General features: G+C 70.6%; 14 protein-coding genes. 8 read left to right on the forward strand and 6 right to left on the reverse strand.

Annotated elements, in window-relative coordinates:
- Window positions 1-145: 145 nt before the first annotated feature.
- The 4 genes from D7W82_RS22025 to D7W82_RS22040 all read left to right on the forward strand — a co-directional run bounded on the left by D7W82_RS22025 (window position 146) and on the right by D7W82_RS22040 (window position 4,202).
- Window positions 146-1,351, forward strand: coding sequence for a twin-arginine translocase subunit TatC (locus D7W82_RS22025; protein WP_120620232.1), 1,206 nt, complete (start codon window positions 146-148; stop codon window positions 1,349-1,351).
- A 12-nt stretch (window positions 1,352-1,363) separates the two neighbouring features.
- Window positions 1,364-2,455 carry a TrkA family potassium uptake protein gene (locus D7W82_RS22030; RefSeq protein ID WP_120620233.1) on the forward strand — a complete coding sequence of 364 codons (1,092 nt, stop codon included), beginning with the start codon at window positions 1,364-1,366 and terminating at the stop codon, window positions 2,453-2,455.
- Between the two features lie 29 nt (window positions 2,456-2,484).
- Window positions 2,485-3,192 (forward strand): hypothetical protein, encoded by a 708-nt coding sequence (locus tag D7W82_RS40585; RefSeq protein ID WP_158617707.1) that lies wholly within the window; start codon window positions 2,485-2,487, stop codon window positions 3,190-3,192.
- Between the two features lie 200 nt (window positions 3,193-3,392).
- Window positions 3,393-4,202: a transglycosylase SLT domain-containing protein gene (locus D7W82_RS22040; protein ID WP_120620235.1), complete on the forward strand. Its 810-nt coding sequence runs from the start codon at window positions 3,393-3,395 to the stop codon at window positions 4,200-4,202.
- A gap of 6 nt (window positions 4,203-4,208) precedes the next feature.
- Here the strand turns inward: D7W82_RS22040 and D7W82_RS22045 are convergent, their stop codons facing one another.
- The 3 genes from D7W82_RS22045 to D7W82_RS22055 are packed head-to-tail and all read right to left on the reverse strand — an operon-like array spanning window position 4,209 to window position 9,359.
- Window positions 4,209-6,722 carry a bifunctional aspartate kinase/homoserine dehydrogenase I gene (locus tag D7W82_RS22045; RefSeq protein WP_120620236.1) on the reverse strand — a complete coding sequence of 838 codons (2,514 nt, stop codon included), beginning with the start codon at window positions 6,720-6,722 and terminating at the stop codon, window positions 4,209-4,211.
- The gene (locus D7W82_RS22050; protein WP_120620237.1) at window positions 6,719-8,062 is read right to left on the reverse strand and encodes an alpha/beta fold hydrolase; all 1,344 of its coding nucleotides are present in this window, start codon (window positions 8,060-8,062) and stop codon (window positions 6,719-6,721) included. The genes D7W82_RS22045 and D7W82_RS22050 overlap by 4 nt, the downstream gene beginning before the upstream one ends.
- A 4-nt stretch (window positions 8,063-8,066) precedes the next feature.
- Complete coding sequence (locus D7W82_RS22055) at window positions 8,067-9,359, reverse strand: O-acetylhomoserine aminocarboxypropyltransferase/cysteine synthase family protein (RefSeq protein ID WP_120620238.1); 1,293 nt, start codon at window positions 9,357-9,359, stop codon at window positions 8,067-8,069.
- 407 nt (window positions 9,360-9,766) lie between these two features.
- Here D7W82_RS22055 and D7W82_RS22060 point away from each other — a divergent pair, with 407 nt between their 5' ends.
- Genes D7W82_RS22060 through D7W82_RS41030 form a run of 3 tightly spaced genes read left to right on the forward strand, consistent with a single transcriptional unit; the run spans window position 9,767 to window position 11,694 of the window.
- Complete coding sequence (locus D7W82_RS22060) at window positions 9,767-10,693, forward strand: S9 family peptidase (protein ID WP_120620239.1); 927 nt, start codon at window positions 9,767-9,769, stop codon at window positions 10,691-10,693.
- Entirely contained in the window at window positions 10,694-11,050 is a 357-nt protein-coding gene (locus D7W82_RS22065; protein ID WP_120620240.1) for a hypothetical protein, read from the forward strand. It begins immediately after the preceding gene.
- Window positions 11,050-11,694, forward strand: a complete 645-nt coding sequence (locus tag D7W82_RS41030) for a hypothetical protein (protein WP_233587853.1) — start codon at window positions 11,050-11,052, stop codon at window positions 11,692-11,694. Before D7W82_RS22065 ends, D7W82_RS41030 begins: the two co-directional genes overlap by 1 nt.
- Window positions 11,695-11,787: 93 nt before the next feature.
- On the opposite strand, the gene D7W82_RS22075 is transcribed toward D7W82_RS41030, so the two are convergent.
- Both D7W82_RS22075 and D7W82_RS40130 read right to left on the reverse strand, forming a co-directional pair.
- A complete protein-coding gene (locus D7W82_RS22075; RefSeq protein ID WP_199727806.1) occupies window positions 11,788-11,940 on the reverse strand; it encodes a hypothetical protein in 153 nt (50 codons plus the stop codon).
- A gap of 108 nt (window positions 11,941-12,048) precedes the next feature.
- Window positions 12,049-12,279, reverse strand: coding sequence for a hypothetical protein (locus D7W82_RS40130; RefSeq protein ID WP_147439458.1), 231 nt, complete (start codon window positions 12,277-12,279; stop codon window positions 12,049-12,051).
- Here D7W82_RS40130 and D7W82_RS22080 point away from each other — a divergent pair.
- Window positions 12,278-13,465 carry a cytochrome P450 gene (locus tag D7W82_RS22080; RefSeq protein WP_120620241.1) on the forward strand — a complete coding sequence of 396 codons (1,188 nt, stop codon included), beginning with the start codon at window positions 12,278-12,280 and terminating at the stop codon, window positions 13,463-13,465. The genes D7W82_RS40130 and D7W82_RS22080 overlap by 2 nt on opposite strands.
- Before the next feature lie 21 nt (window positions 13,466-13,486).
- Here D7W82_RS22080 and D7W82_RS22085 read toward each other — a convergent pair whose 3' ends face one another.
- Window positions 13,487-14,335, reverse strand: coding sequence for an aldose epimerase (locus D7W82_RS22085; RefSeq protein ID WP_120620242.1), 849 nt, complete (start codon window positions 14,333-14,335; stop codon window positions 13,487-13,489).
- Between the last annotated feature and the right edge of the window lie 4 nt (window positions 14,336-14,339).

Raw genomic sequence — 14,339 nt, forward strand, 5'->3', positions numbered from 1 at the left:
GGCCGCGGCGCAGGCGGGTGGGGCGCCGGCGCAGGACGAGAACGGCCTTCCGCAACTCGCCCCCATCCCGGGCACGGTGGCGCGCAACGCGCCGAAACGGAGCTGAGCCCTGAATCGCCAAGGGGTTGACCTGTCGGATTTCCGGATGAGCCTGGCGGAGCACCTCACGGAGCTGCGCTCGCGGCTCGTGAAGTGTTCGCTCGCGGTGCTCGTGCTGGGCGCCGTGTCGCTCATCTTCGCCAAGCCCATCTTCGGCGTGTTGATGCGGCCGGTGCTGGACGCGCTGCCCCCGGAAGGGCGCTCGCTCGTCTACACATCCGGCATCGAAGAAATCAACGTGCTGATGAAGGTGGGCGTGTACTGCGGCATCTTCCTCACCACGCCCGTCATCCTCTGGCAGATCTGGGGCTTCGTGTCGCCGGGGCTCTACCCGGAGGAGCGCAAGTACGCGTCGCCCTTCGTGGTGCTGGGCTCCGTCGCGTTCATCGTGGGCTCGATGTTCTGCTACTTCCTGGTGCTGCCCTCCATGTTCAAGTTCCTCCTCAACGAGGAGGAGACGCTCGCCCTGGAGCAGCGCATGGACACCGCGCGCATGGGCGGCGAGGACGCGCTGCGCTTCCTGCGCATTGGCGAGGTGGAGCGCGCCGGCCACGTGGCCAGGGAGACCAGCGCCGCGCTGACGGCCGTGGGTGAAGGCCAGGTGAAGGACCCGGAGGTGGCGACCGCGAAGAGCGTGGAGCTCACCGCGCGCCTCAAGGGCCTGGGCGACCTGCTGGACGCGGCCGCGGACGGGCTGGGTGTGCCCGCGCGCGGCGTGCTGCGCCAGGCGGTGGAGAAGCGCGTGGAGGCGGTGACGGCCTTCGGCAAGCAGGACTACGTCGCGTCGGAGGCGGCCATGGACCAGGCGGCCAGCCTGCTCGCGGGCGTGGCGCCCACGCGCGCCGAGGAGATGTCCGGCCTGTGGCGGCTGCAGAAGGAGCTGGCCAGGGGCCACGCCGAAGCGGAGGCCGCGCGCTGGACGCGGCCCATGCTGACCATGAACGAGCAGCTGTCGCTGGTGCTGCTGCTCATCCTCGCCTTCGGCGTCATCTTCGAGCTGCCGCTGGTGATGGCGCTCTTGGGCATCGTCGGGGTGGTGCAGTCGAGCTTCCTCATCCGCTACCAGCGCCACGCGTTCGTGGTGTGCCTCATCGCGGCGGCGATCCTGACGCCCACGGGTGACGTGGTGAACCTGTCGCTCATGGCGGGCCCCATGCTGCTCTGCTACGAGCTGGGCGTGCTGGCGGTGTGGCTCATCGAGAAGCGCCGTTCGAAGGCGGAAGCCTCCACGGACATCACCCCGGCGGCGTAGACTCCCGCGCGCATGAAGAGCCCCGCCGCGCGCCTGATGATGGACCTGCGGTACCTGCGCGCGCTGTCGCGGAGGTTCCGCAGCACGTTGCTGCTCGCGGCGGTCATCTTCGGGGTGGGGCCGGCGCTGTACCACTGGCGCTACGTGGGGCCGGACGGGGGCCGCATCTCCTACGGAGAGGCGCTGCACCACGTCTACTTCCTGCTCTTCGGCCAGCCGTCGCTGCCCTACGTGAGCGACTTGTTCGTGGAGGCGCTCAACATCCTCATCCCGCCGGTCAGCATCGCGCTGGTGGTGGATGGCGTGGTGCGCTTCGCGTACCTCTTCTTCGCGCGGCACAAGAACGACAAGGAGTGGGTCTCCGTGGTGTCCGAAACGATGAAGGGCCACGTCGTGGTGTGCGGCGCGGGACGCGTGGGCTACCGCGTGGTGACGCAGCTGCGGGAGATGGGCAAGGACGTCGTCGTGGTGGAGAAGCGCGAGGACGCGACGTTCGTGTCCGCGCTGCGCGACGAGAACATCCCGCTGCTCATCGACGACACGCGCAGCCCGCTGTGCCTGCCGCGCACGCACGTGAAGAAGGCGTCCGCCATCGTCTGCGCCACGGATGACGACCTGGCGAACCTGAACATCGCGCTGGACGCGCGGCGGCTGAACCCCGGCATCCGGGTGGTCATCCGCCTGTTCGACGACGACCTGGGCGCGAAGGTGCGCGACACGTTCAAGGCGGAGGCCCTGTCCAGCTCCTCGCTGGCCGCGCCCGCCATGGCGCTGGCGGCGTTGGATCCGCGGCTCGTCCACTCGTTCCGCATCGGCAAGCACCTGATGGTGGTGTCGCTGTTCGTGGTGCGCGAAGGGCTGCCGGGGATGAACATCTCCCAGGTGCGCGACCGCTTCGGCGGGCTGGCCCTGTCGCTCATCCGGGGCGAAGAGGAGACGCTGCACCCGAACGGTGACGTGGTCCTCCAGGTGGGGGATCAGATCACCGTCCAGGCGTCCTATCCGGAGTACTGCGCCCTGCGCGCCTTCACCGGTGAGGCGGACGCGCCGGCGTACGCGGACCACGACAACTTCCTCATGCCGGGCTATCGCCCCACGGGGTGAGCTTCCACGGCCAGTATCCAGGGGCATCTATGTCGACAGGTCGGACTTTGGAGGGCGGCTACCAGGCAGGGGTGCGGCGCTCCTTCGCGGTGGGCTCGGAGATGGCCTGGGCCGCGTGGGGCGAGGCGTCGGGACTGGCCCGCTGGGTTGGGGGCGGCGCCCAGGCGCTGACGGAGGGCGAGCAGGTCGCGCTCGCGGATGGGACGCGCATCACGGTGGTGCGTCAGGTCCCGCCCAGGCAGCTGCGCCTGCGTTTGGAGCGGGACGACTGGCCCCGTGCGCGCACCGTGCAGCTTCGCGTGTTGCCGTCGGTGCATGGCGTCACCGTGGCGCTGCATGCGGAAGGGCTGCCGGACGCGGATGCGCGTGAGAAGCTGCTGGCGCGCTGGACGCGTGCACTGGAGGGCTGGAACGCCTTCTCCGGACGGACCGTGGAGGTGACCCGCGAAGGGGCTCCGAAGCGCGAGCCCGCGGGGAGGAAGGGCGCGAAGAAGCCTCCCGCGCTGGAGCAGGGGCTCGCGAAGCAGGGCGAGGCCTTGCTGAAGAAGCACGGCCCCGCGCGAGGCACGAAGAAGGCCGTGGCCGCGAAGCAGCCCCGGGCCGTGAAGAAGGCGGGCGGTGCGAAGAAGGCTCCGGTCGCGAAGAAGGCCGTGGCCGCGAAGAAGGCCGTGGCCGCGAAGAAGGCCGTGGCCGCGAAGAAGGCCGTGGCCGCGAAGAAGGCCGGGCGCACGAAGTAGGGCGCAGCGCGGCTGGTGACCGCTGTTGGCGAGCGGTGACTCCAGTCACCAGGGACGGGCCCCGGTCCGTCCCACCGCGCCTCTCGCGTTTCCAAGGACATCAAGCACTTGGCCTCGAGCAGGTGTCGGCCCATGGGTTGGCATGTCCCCTGCTGTAGGTGTTCCTCGTCAGCAGCACTCAAGCTCCCGAGGAAATCCCCATGGTCCCCGCGCCCGGTTCCGCCCGCCTCGCTTCCTTCCGCGTCCCCTCCCAGGACTTCGCCTCCCGTCCGGATGCCGTGTCCGGCGGCAGGGTGCAGGGCGGTTCCTGCCAGAAGCCGGGTTCGGCCTCGGTGTCCTCGTTCCAGCAGGACGGCTTCAGCGCGGGCCCCGCGAAGGGCGCGCAGTGGAAGCAGTTCGCGGAGGGGCTCGAGGACGTGGCGAAGCAGCTGCAGCAGCTCGTCCAACTTCTCCAGACCCAGGTGGGCGGCGCCGCTGCCCCCGTGGACGGCGCGGCCGGAGCCCAGGCGCCGTCGGGCGTGTCCGGTGCGCCCAGCAGGTGTGGCGTTCCCAGCGCCGACGGTGCGTCCAGCACGGGCGGCGCGCCGGGCGCGGGTGATTCGGTCCAGGCCGGCTCCACCCAGTCGGCCGGTGCCACCGGGGACGCCCAGAAGGGCGAGGTGGGCGACTGGATCAAGCAGGCCATGGACATCCTCAAGGCCGCTGGCGTCCCGGTGGACAAGATGAACCCGCAGGACATCGCGAAGATCATCCAGCACGAGTCCAGCGGGAACCCGAACGCCATCAACCTCTGGGACCAGAACGCCAAGGATGGCCACCCCTCCATCGGCCTGATGCAGACCATCCAGCCGACGTTCGACGCGTTCAAGCTCCCGGGCCACGACAACATCCGCAACCCGGTGGACAACATCATCGCGGCCGTGCGCTACGCGGTGGACCGCTACGGCTCCGTGTCCAACACGCCGGGCATCCAGGCGATGAACGGAGGCAGCGGCTACGTCGGCTACTGAGTCGGCCTATCGCCCCCGCAGGTTCTGGGCGATCTTCAGGATGTCCGCGAGGACGCCCGCCGCAGTGACAGGGCCGCCTGCCCCCGCGCCCTGGACCAGCAGCGGGTAGTCCGCGTAGCGCTCCGTGGAGAAGGCCACGAACCCCTCCGAGCCGCGCAGCCGCGTCGCCGGATGCTCCTTCGGCACCGCCACCGGTCCCACCCGCAGCACCGGCCCGTCCTTCGCCGCCGGGTCGATGCGCGCCAGGTAGCGCAGCACCTTGCCCTCCGCGCGCAGTCCCTCGACGCGCGAGGTGAACGTCCGGTCCAGCTTCTCCAGTCCCACGAGGAAGCGCTCCACGTCCGCCTCCTCCAGGTACTCGCGCGGCACGAACGGCTCCACCTCCACGTCTTCCATCGACAGGCTCAAGCCCTGCTCACGCGCGAGGATGAGCGCCTTGCGCGCGGCGTCCGTGCCCGCCAGGTCCTCGCGCGGGTGCGGCTCCGTGAAGCCCTTCTCGCGCGCCGTGCGCACCGCCTTCGACAGCGGCACGCCGTCCATCAGCTGCTGGCTCAGGTAGCCGAGCGTTCCGGAGAACGAACCCTCCACGCCGTGCACCCGGTCTCCCGTGCGCACCAGGTCCTTCAGCGTCTGGATGACCGGCAGCCCCGCGCCCACCGTCGTCTCGTAGTGGTACGCGCGGTGGTTCAGGTGCGCGGTGCTCCGCAGCCGCTCCCAGACCTCGAGCGGCTGGGTCAGCGGCTTCTTGTTCGCCGCCACCACGTGGATGCCGCTGCGGAACGCCTCCAGGTACAGCTCCTCCATCCCCCCCGCCGCTGTGCAGTCCACCAGCACCGGCACGGGCAGCCGGCGCAGCGGCTCCAGCAGCGCGCGCACCACGGGAGGTGACGCGCCCTCGGGCACGGACTGGATGCGCTCGCGCCACTGCTTCAGCGGGATGCCCTCCGGGGAGAAGAGCACCCGCCGGCTGTCCGCGAGCCCCACCAGGTTGAGCTGGATGCCGTGCCCCTGCGCCAGCGTCTCCTGCAGCGTGCGCAGCTGCTCCAGTAGCTGGCTGCCTACCACGCCATGGCCCAGCACCAGCAGGCTCACCTCTTCATGCGCGAAGTGGAAGGCCGCGTGCACCGTGCGCACGGTCAGCGCCGTCTCCGCCCCGTCCACGATGAACGAGATGGAGCGAGCGCTCGCCGTCTGCGCGATGGCGCGCACGTTGACGCCCAGCGCGCCCAGCGGTTGGAACAGCCGTCCCGCCACATTGGCGCCCTGGCCCATGGCCTCCGCCACCAGCGCCACCTGCGTCACCGGCGCGCGCACCTGTGGCGGCTGCAACGCGCCGCGCTCCAACTCGGGCGCCAGCTCCCGCCGCAGCACCTCCTCCGCGCGGGCCGCGTGCGCCCGCCGCAACACCACCGCCACCGAGCGCCCCGGCGACGACTGCGCCGCCATCCACGCGTCGATGCCCGAGGCCTCCAGCGCTTGCAACGCGCGAGGCCCCACCGGCCGCGCCGCTTCCTCCGTGCCTCCCTCCAGGCCCAGCAGCGCCAGGTCCTCCAGGGACACCACGCACGTGGGCACGGTGCCGTTGCCCGCGCCGCGCACGTCGATGAGCGTTCCGGGCTCGTCGGGCTGTTGCAGGTGGCGCACGCGCAGCGGGATGTCCGCGTCGCGCAGCGTGGACAGCGCGCGCGGGTGCAGCGTGGGCAGGCCCAGGTACACCAGCTCCAGCGCCTCCGTGTAGCTCAGGTGTGGCACCGGCCGCGCATCCGCCACGTGCAGCGGATCCGCCGTCATCACCCCGGGCACGTCCGTCCACAGCGTCAGCGGCGTGCCCAGCAGCACGGACAGCACCGCCGCCGTCTCATCCGCGCCCTCCACGCCCAGCGTCGTGGAGCGGCCATCCACCGCCGTCCCCCGGCCACCCGCGTGCAACGTCAGCCGCCCCTCCCACGAAGGACGCAGTGTGGCCACCCGGGCGCGGGTGTGCTCGCGGTTCACTCGCGCTTGTCCGGGCTCACCCTCCGTCACCGTCCAGTCCGCCGCGTCCACCTCCAGCGACGGCACGCCGCGCGCGCCCAGCAGCCTCGCCAGCAGCGCCGCCGTCAGCCGCTCGCCGGTGCCGCGCACCACGTCCTCCAGCGCGGGCCGCCGTTCACGCACCAGGCTCGCGCCATCCAGCGCGCGGCGCGCGGGCTCCAGCAGTGATGCCCGCGTGCGCGTGCCGTCCGCCTCCACCGACGTGGAGCCCGGGGGCGCGCCCAGCCGGCGCTCGGCCTCCTCCAGCATCAACAGGCCTCGCGCGAGCAGGCCATCCAGCTCCTGCCGGGCCAGCGTGGAGTTGCCCTTCAACGCGATGGACAGCGCGGACTCCAGCCCCGCTGCGAGCCAGGGCGGCGAGGACACGATGGCGGCGCGCGTGCTGCCCGCGTCGTGGCGCGACAGGTGCGTGGCCACGGACGCGAGTCCCTGGGCGGTGTCGAGCAGGAAGGGCGCGTAACGGGTGATGCTCACAGGGGCGGTCATGAGGTCTTCCGGGCGCGGACGCCGGCAGTGGAGGAGAGGGCGTCACGGCCCACGCCCGGAGGCAGGGCCAGCGCGCGGACCAGCAGGGGCGCGAGCGCGTCCCATTCGATGAGGAAGCCGTCGTGGCCGTGCGCGCTGCACAGGGCCGCGTACTCGGCATGCAGTCCCTGCGCGCGCAGGCGGCGGGACAGGTTCTTCATGTGCTCGGGAGGGAAGAGGGCGTCCCGATCGATGCCGACGGTGAGCGTGCTCGCGCGGATGCGGTCCACGCCGGGCCCGCCGTTCGGCGTGGGCACGCGCGTGAGGTCGTGGTGGTCCATGGCGCCGAGCAGCGCCAGGTAGGACCGCGCGTCGAAGCGCGCCTCCAGCTTCGTGCCCTGGTACTCCAGGTAGCTCTCCACCGGGTACAGCGCGCGTGACGACCACGCCTGCGGACGCGGCTGGAGCGCCTCCAGCCCGGCCTCCGCGCGATAGGTGAGCGTCGCCAACTGGCGGGCCAGCTCCAGGCCTCGCCGGGGAGACTCGGGATATTCGGGGTCGAGCAGCACGGCCTGCCGGGCCACGTGGTTCCATCCCACCACCCACGCGGACGCGGCCTCCGCTGTCGCGATGGGCACCATGCGCTGGAAGCGCTCTGGCGCGAGCGCCGCCAGGCACAGCACCACCATGCCTCCCAGCGAGCCGCCGGTGACGAGCGCCACCTCATCCACGCCCAGCGCGTCCAGCGCCGCGAGGATGGAGCGTGCCTGGTCCCACGGCGTGAGGGTCGCGGGGAGGCTGCGCTCATCCAGGCGCAGGTCGCCCTTGGGCAGCACCGGCGCCGGGCCGAAGCGCGTGTCGTCGGTGCGCTGCGGGAAGCCCTCGTCCGCGGGGCCGGAGGTGCCGTAGCAGGAGCCCAGGTTGTTGAAGCACAACAGCCGCACGCGCGAAGGATCCAACGGCCGGCCATGCCCGATGACGGGCGCCCACCAGCCGCCTTCTCCTCCGGCGTTCATGTCCCCGGTGAGCGCGTGCACCAGCAGCACGGTGGGCACCGGATCCGGCGCGCGGCGGAGGCCGATGCGGCGCGCGTCGCGCAGCTCGGAGGCTGCGTCGCGCAGCTCGGAGGCGGTCCTCCGCACCACGCGCAGCCGGCCTTCGCGCGTCGCCTCCTCCGAATGCACACGGGCACGGGACTGCAACCACGCGAGGTCCTCCGGGGGCCCCCACCACCAGCCGCGCACGAGGTGGGGCGCCACGCGGGCGCCGGCCTCCAGCGGCAGGTCCGGCAGCGACATGTCGAAGACGCGCGGGGTCTCCGCGCGCGGGGGGATTTCCTGGCCAGGCCTCACGGGTCGCATGGCGTCAGACCGCGCTCAGGGACTGGTCGAGGTCGGCCACGATGTCGTCCAGGTGCTCGATGCCCACGGACAGGCGCACCAGGTCGTCGGTGACGCCCGTGCTGGCGCGCTCCGCCGGGGTGAGCTGTTCGTGCGTGGTGGACGCGGGGTGGATGATGAGCGAGCGCGTGTCGCCGATGTTCGCGAGCAGGCTCCACAGCTTCACGCCGTCAATCACCTTGCGCCCGGCGGCCAGCCCGCCCTTCACGCCGAAGGTGACGAGCCCGCCGAAGCCGCCGTGCAGGTACTTCTTCGCGTTGGGGAACGAGGGGTCGTCCTCCAGGCCCGGGTAGCGCACCCACTCCACCTTCTTGTGCTGCTTGAGCCACTTCGCCACCGCGAGCGCGTTCTGCGAGTGGCGCTCCAGCCGCAGCCGCAGCGTCTCCAGGCCCAGGATGAACGCGTGCGCGTTGAAGGGGCTGAGCGCGGGGCCGAGGTCACGCAGGCCCTCCAGGCGGGCCTTGAGGATGAAGGCCGCGGGCCCGAAGGCCTCGCGCAGGCGCAGGCCGTGGTAGCCGGGGTTGGGCTCGGTCAGCTCCGGGAACTTGCCGTTCTCCCAGGGGAAGTTGCCGCCGTCCACGATGACGCCGCCAATGGAGGTGCCGTGGCCGCCGATGTACTTCGTCGCGCTGTGCAGCACGATGTTCGCGCCGTGGCGCAGCGGGTTGAAGAGGGCGGGGGACAGCGCGGTGTTGTCCACGAAGAGGGGCAGGCCCGCCTCGCGCGCCACGGCGCCAATGGCGTCGAAGTCCGGCACGTCCAGGCGCGGGTTGCCCAGCGACTCCAGGTAGAGCGCCTTCGTCTTCGGGCCAATGGCCTGGCGGAACGCGTCCGGGTTGCCCGCGTCCACGAACTTCGTGGTGATGCCCAGGCGCGCGAGCGTCACCTTGAAGAGGTTGTACGTGCCGCCGTAGAGGCTGGCGCCGGAGACGATTTCATCCCCCGTCTTGAGGATGTTGAGGATGCCCAGCGTCTGCGCGGCCTGTCCGGACGCGACCGCGAGCGCGCCCACGCCGCCTTCGAGCGCGGCGATGCGCTTCTCGAAGACGTCCGTCGTGGGGTTCGTGATGCGCGTGTAGATGTTGCCGAACTCCTTGAGGCCGAAGAGGGCGGCGGCGTGGTCCGCGTCGCGGAAGCGGTAGCTCGTGGTCTGGTAGATGGGCACCGCGCGAGCGCCCGTGGTGGGGTCGGGCGAGTAGCCGGCGTGCAGCGCGAGCGTGTCGGGGTGCAGCGGGCGTTCGTTGTGGGGCGTGCTCATGGCAAGGGACTCCTGTTCGCGTCGCTCCGGAAGGAACGCGCGTGCGTGAAGGCGGACGGGTGGTGGGGACGTCAGGGCACTGCGGGCGGCGGGGAGGGCTTCAGGACTCGGTGGGCGCTGCGACGCTCTTCGGCAGGGGTGCGAGAGCGGAGGCCCGGAACGACGAAGCCCACCGACCCTCGCGGGTGGGTGGGCTCCGGTTGGCTCGCCAGGGGCAGGCTGTGCGTCAGCCGGCCGCGGCGGGCTTGGGCCCACCCGGAACAGGCATCGAACACATGCACATGGCGGAGGTGACGAACATTCTGTGAGAAGAAGTAGCGGCGATGCCGTGAGCTGTCAAGCCACCCTCCAGAACGCAGCCGCATGTGCTGCGGACCCGTGACACGGATTCACTGCGTATTCCCAGAATGATGTCCTCCCGCTCGGTCCTCCTGTTCGCCTGTCTGTTTCTCGCCGCGTGCTCCAAGCCCGCGCCGCCCACGTCCGTGAATCTTCGAAAGAGCTTTCGCACGCAGCTGAAGGTGGAGCCCACGCAGCGAGCACCCGCGCCCACGCCGCCGAAGGAGCTCTTCGAGTTGGTGCGCTATCCCGCGCCGCTGGGCAGCAACGCGGCCTACGTCACGCCCGTGCGCGAAGGCGCGAAGCGGCCGGCGGTGGTGTGGATCCACGGCGGCTTCAACTGGGGGCTCGACGACTTCGCCTGGGCGCCTTCACCGCGGAGCAATGATCAGAGCGCGAGGGCCTTTCGTGAGGCCGGGCTGGTGTTGATGCTGCCCTCGCTGCGCGGCTCGGACGACAACCCCGGTGCGCGTGAATACTTCATGGGTGAGGTGGATGACGTGGTCGCCGCCATCGACTTCGTGGCGCAGCGTCCGGACGTGGACCCCGCGCGCATCTACGTGGCGGGGCACAGCACGGGCGGCACGATGGCGTTGATGGCGGCGGTGCTGTCACCGCATCTGAAGGGCGCTTATGCATTCGGCCCGGTGGCCGACGTGTCGGGATACGCGCACTATGTCCCGCTGCTGGCGCAGGCCCGGGGACCGGAGCTGTGGATGCGCAACCCGGTGAGCTACGTGGAGCACCTGCGCGTGCCCACGCAGGTCATCGAGGGCTCGGACGAGGGCAACATGGGTGCGTTCGAACAGCTGCGCGTGGCTGCGAAGGACGCGCCGCTGGCCTTCCTCGCGGTGCCTGGGGCGACCCACTTCAGCGTGCTCGCGCCGGTGACGGAGTTGCTGGCGAAGCGGCTCATGGACGCGAAGGCAGACGGGCCCGCGGTGCGGCTCACGGACGCGGAGGTCCGTGAGGTCGTCGCCGCTGAGCAGGAGTAAATGGCTACACGATTGACCGGGGGGGCGAACATCCTCGACATGCACTCCGGGCTCAATGTGGAGGGCCAGCTCATCCACTCGGGCAGCCATCCCATCTACAGCAGATTCGTGCGTGCCCGGCTTGAGGCCGCCTGGAAGGATTTGTCCAAAAGGGGCGCCCTCTCCAGTTGGACGCCCAAGGTCATCGAGGAGGCCCTCCTCAAGGTCGAGCACGAACTGCGCCAGGCCATCGAATCCGGAAGCCTGAAGGAGCCGGTCATCAAGGTGATCCAGGAGCAGCGCGGCGGTAGGGTGCTCACGGGGAAGAAGCTGGCCTTGCTGGAGCTGTCCTCCCACGGGGAGTCACACGTCACATGATGTATGCATTGACGGCTGATACCGCCCACATCGAGGAAGAAGATGTCCATGACGCCACGCTCATCGAGTTCGACGGCTTCGAGAACGCGACGTTCTTCGAGCCCGGCATCGACTATCAGAGCCAGCAGGGCGTGCCTGAGGTCATCGAGTTCGTCGGCAACCTGGAAAACGCCGCCCGGCTCGACCACCTGTTCACCGCGCCCATGGGGTGGTTGCTGATCTCCCGACGCATGGTGCGCGTGCTCGAAGCGGTGGGCCCGTTCCGCCACCGCCTCATCCCCACCGTCATCTATTCGGAACGCATCAGGCACCTCGTAAGCAAAGGGTACCCCCGGAGGCGGACCTGGCATTCGGTGACGGACCCTGCGCTGAAGAACGAGGACTTCGTCATCCTCCAGTTGTTGGATCAGACAGACTGCCTCGACCGGGAGCGCACCCTCGTGAAGGGCGTGCCCTTCCATCGGTGCGGAGAAGAATTCCTAGGAGAGGATGGCGCCGAGCCACTCGTGCTCCGCCCGCCACCCGGAGGCCTCCCACCCGTGTTCTTCGTCCCCGAGTTGCTCTACTACTGCTACACCGAGGAAGCACGGCAGGCGTGTGAGCAGGCGGGGCTGAAGGGCCTGTGGTGGCGCTCCCAACCGTGAGCCCGGGAGCGCCCGGTTCCAGGGCATTGGCCACGCCTCCTGACGCACGCGGAGGTCCGCGAGGCCGTCGCCGCCAAGCAGGAGTAGTCCGCGTCAGCGCACGCGCGCGTTCGCGGAGTAGGGCGTCAGAGGGCCCAGGAAGCCGGGCTGGGCCTTCACTCGCTCCAGCCACGCACGCACGGACGGGTAGGGCGCCAGGTCCACGCCCGCCTCCGGCGCCAGGTGCACGTACGCGTAGAGGCGCATGCAGGCTCCAGCAAGAGGATGCGCGCGACGCTACGGACTCGACTTCCCCCCGCGCACTCCGCTTCTTGCGATGGAATCACCGCGAGAAGCGGAGCAGGGGACCCACGGTTACTGCGCGGTGGCCTCGTTCCACGCTTCCGTGACGCGGCCCACCTGGTCGAACGCGCAGTGCTGCGCGCCCGGGATGACCTTGTCGTTCACCGGGAACCCGAGCCCGCCCAGGTACTGCTCCGCCTCCTCGAAGCGGGACAGGGTGACTCGGGGAGGGGAGGAGGCGCCTCTGTTCAGCAGCCAGTATACCGGGTATAGATTTCCAGCTGGGAAAGGAAATTCTTCCATGACTGGACGCGTGAACCTGATGGCGCCGGAAGTCCGGGCCAATCCCTACCCCGTCTACGCGGAGCTGCGCCGCACCTCGCCGGTGTGTCAGGTGGAGCCCGGCGGGCTCTGGGCCATCACCCGCTTCGAGGACGTGGCCGCGGCCTTCAAGAACCCGCAGGTGTTCTCCTCGGCCGGGGTGCGCACGACCACCGCGCCGCCGTGGCTGGGGCACAACCCCTTCTCCGAGTCGATGATCGTCATGGACCCGCCGCACCACATGCGGCTGCGCACGCTGGTGAGCCGCGCGTGGACACCCGCGGCGGTGAACCGGCTGGAGCCGCGCATCCGGAGCTTCGCGCAGATATTGGCGGAGCGGCTGTCCCCGGAGCGCGAAGTGGACTTCGTGGACGCCTTCGCCATGCCGCTGCCCGCGAGCGTGATTGGCGAGCTCTTCGCCTTGGACCCCACCATGACGGCCCGCTACAAGCGCTGGTCGGTGGACCTGTCCAGCGTGTCCGGCACGACGGAGAAGGACACCCACCGGCACGACTCCATCAAGGCCACTGTGCGCGAGATGGAGGACTACCTGTCCAACGTCGTCGCCGAGCGCCGCCGCCACCCGCAGGACGACATGGTGTCGGACCTGGTGAAGTCGCGCGTGGACGGCGAGGAACTCAGCGACGCGGAGCTGATGAGCTTCCTGTTCCTCCTGGTGGTGGCGGGCCTGGAGACCACCGTGCAGCTCGTCAGCCACTGCGTGCGCATGCTGATGGAGCAGCCGCACCTGGTTGCGCGGCTGCGCGAGAACCCGTCGCAAGTGGGGCGCTTCGTGGAGGAGGTGCTGCGCTACGAGCCCTCCGTGCACGGCCTGGTGCGCGTCACCACGAAGGAGACGCAAGTCGCGGGCGTGGTGATTCCGGAGGGCGCGCGCGTGGCGCTGATGATCGGCTCCGCGTGCCGCGACGGCGAGCGCTTCAAGGACCCGGACACCTTCGACATGGACCGCGAGGGCGTGAACAACATGCCCTTCGGCCACGGCATCCACTTCTGCCTGGGCGCCCCGCTGGCCCGGCTGGAGGCGCGCGTGGGCCTGGAGGTGCTCTTGTCCCGCTTCACGCGCTTCACGCCCACGGGCCCGGTGAGGTGGAACACCTCCCTCACCGTGCGCGGCCCGCTGAGCCTGCCCCTCATCCCGCACGCCTGAGGCGCGCGGGGCGAAGGAGCCTCACGCCTCGATGTCGAACGCGAGCGACACGCGCTCGCCCGGGGCCACGTGCAGCAGGCCCTCGCCGGTGGCCAGCGCCCCGGCGGCGGCCGTCCACGGCTCCACGCAGACGAAGTCCTTCCCCGTGAGCGTCCACACGACGAGCATGCGGAACTCCCCGCTCCACGACAGCTTCACGGGGGTCAGGCTTGGGCCCCGCTCCAGCACCGTGCCCGGCGCGGAGTGGTCACGCAGGTGCATGTCCACCTCCTGCGCCGTGAGGTCCAGGCCGGTGAAGGGCACCTCGTGCTTCGCGCGGTTGTCCCACGCGTGCGTGGCGTCCGTCTCCACGCGCGCCTGGGCCTTCTGGGCCTGCGGCACGCGGAAGTACGGGTGGTAGCCCAGGTGCAGCGGCAGGGGCCGCGTGTCCCGGTTCTCCAGGTCGAAGTCCAGCGTCAGCCTGCGGCCCACCAGCGAGAACGCCAGCTGCGCGTCGAAGGCCCACGGGTACTGGCGCAGCGTCTCCTCCGACGACGACAGCCCCAGCACCAGCAGCGACTCCTCCGCCTGGCGCACCGTCCACGGCAGCTTCCGCGCGAAGCCGTGCTGCGGCAGCGAGTACGCCTTGCGGTCCGCCGGATACGTGTCCCCGGGCAGGGGGCCGGCGTTGGGAAAGAGCACGGGGATGCCCCCGCGCACGCTCTTCGTGAGGTCGGCGACGGTGCTCTCATCCAGATAGAGCACGTCCTCGCCGTCCACCACCATGCGCGTGACGAGCGCGCCGCGCGTGGGGATGACCTCCACGCGGCAGCCGCCGTCCTCCAGCGCGTAGGTGTCCAGCCCCGCGATGCCCGGGAACGGTCCGCTCATGGGA

Source organism: Corallococcus sp. CA049B (genome assembly GCF_003611685.1).
GTDB classification, from domain to species: domain Bacteria; phylum Myxococcota; class Myxococcia; order Myxococcales; family Myxococcaceae; genus Corallococcus; species Corallococcus coralloides.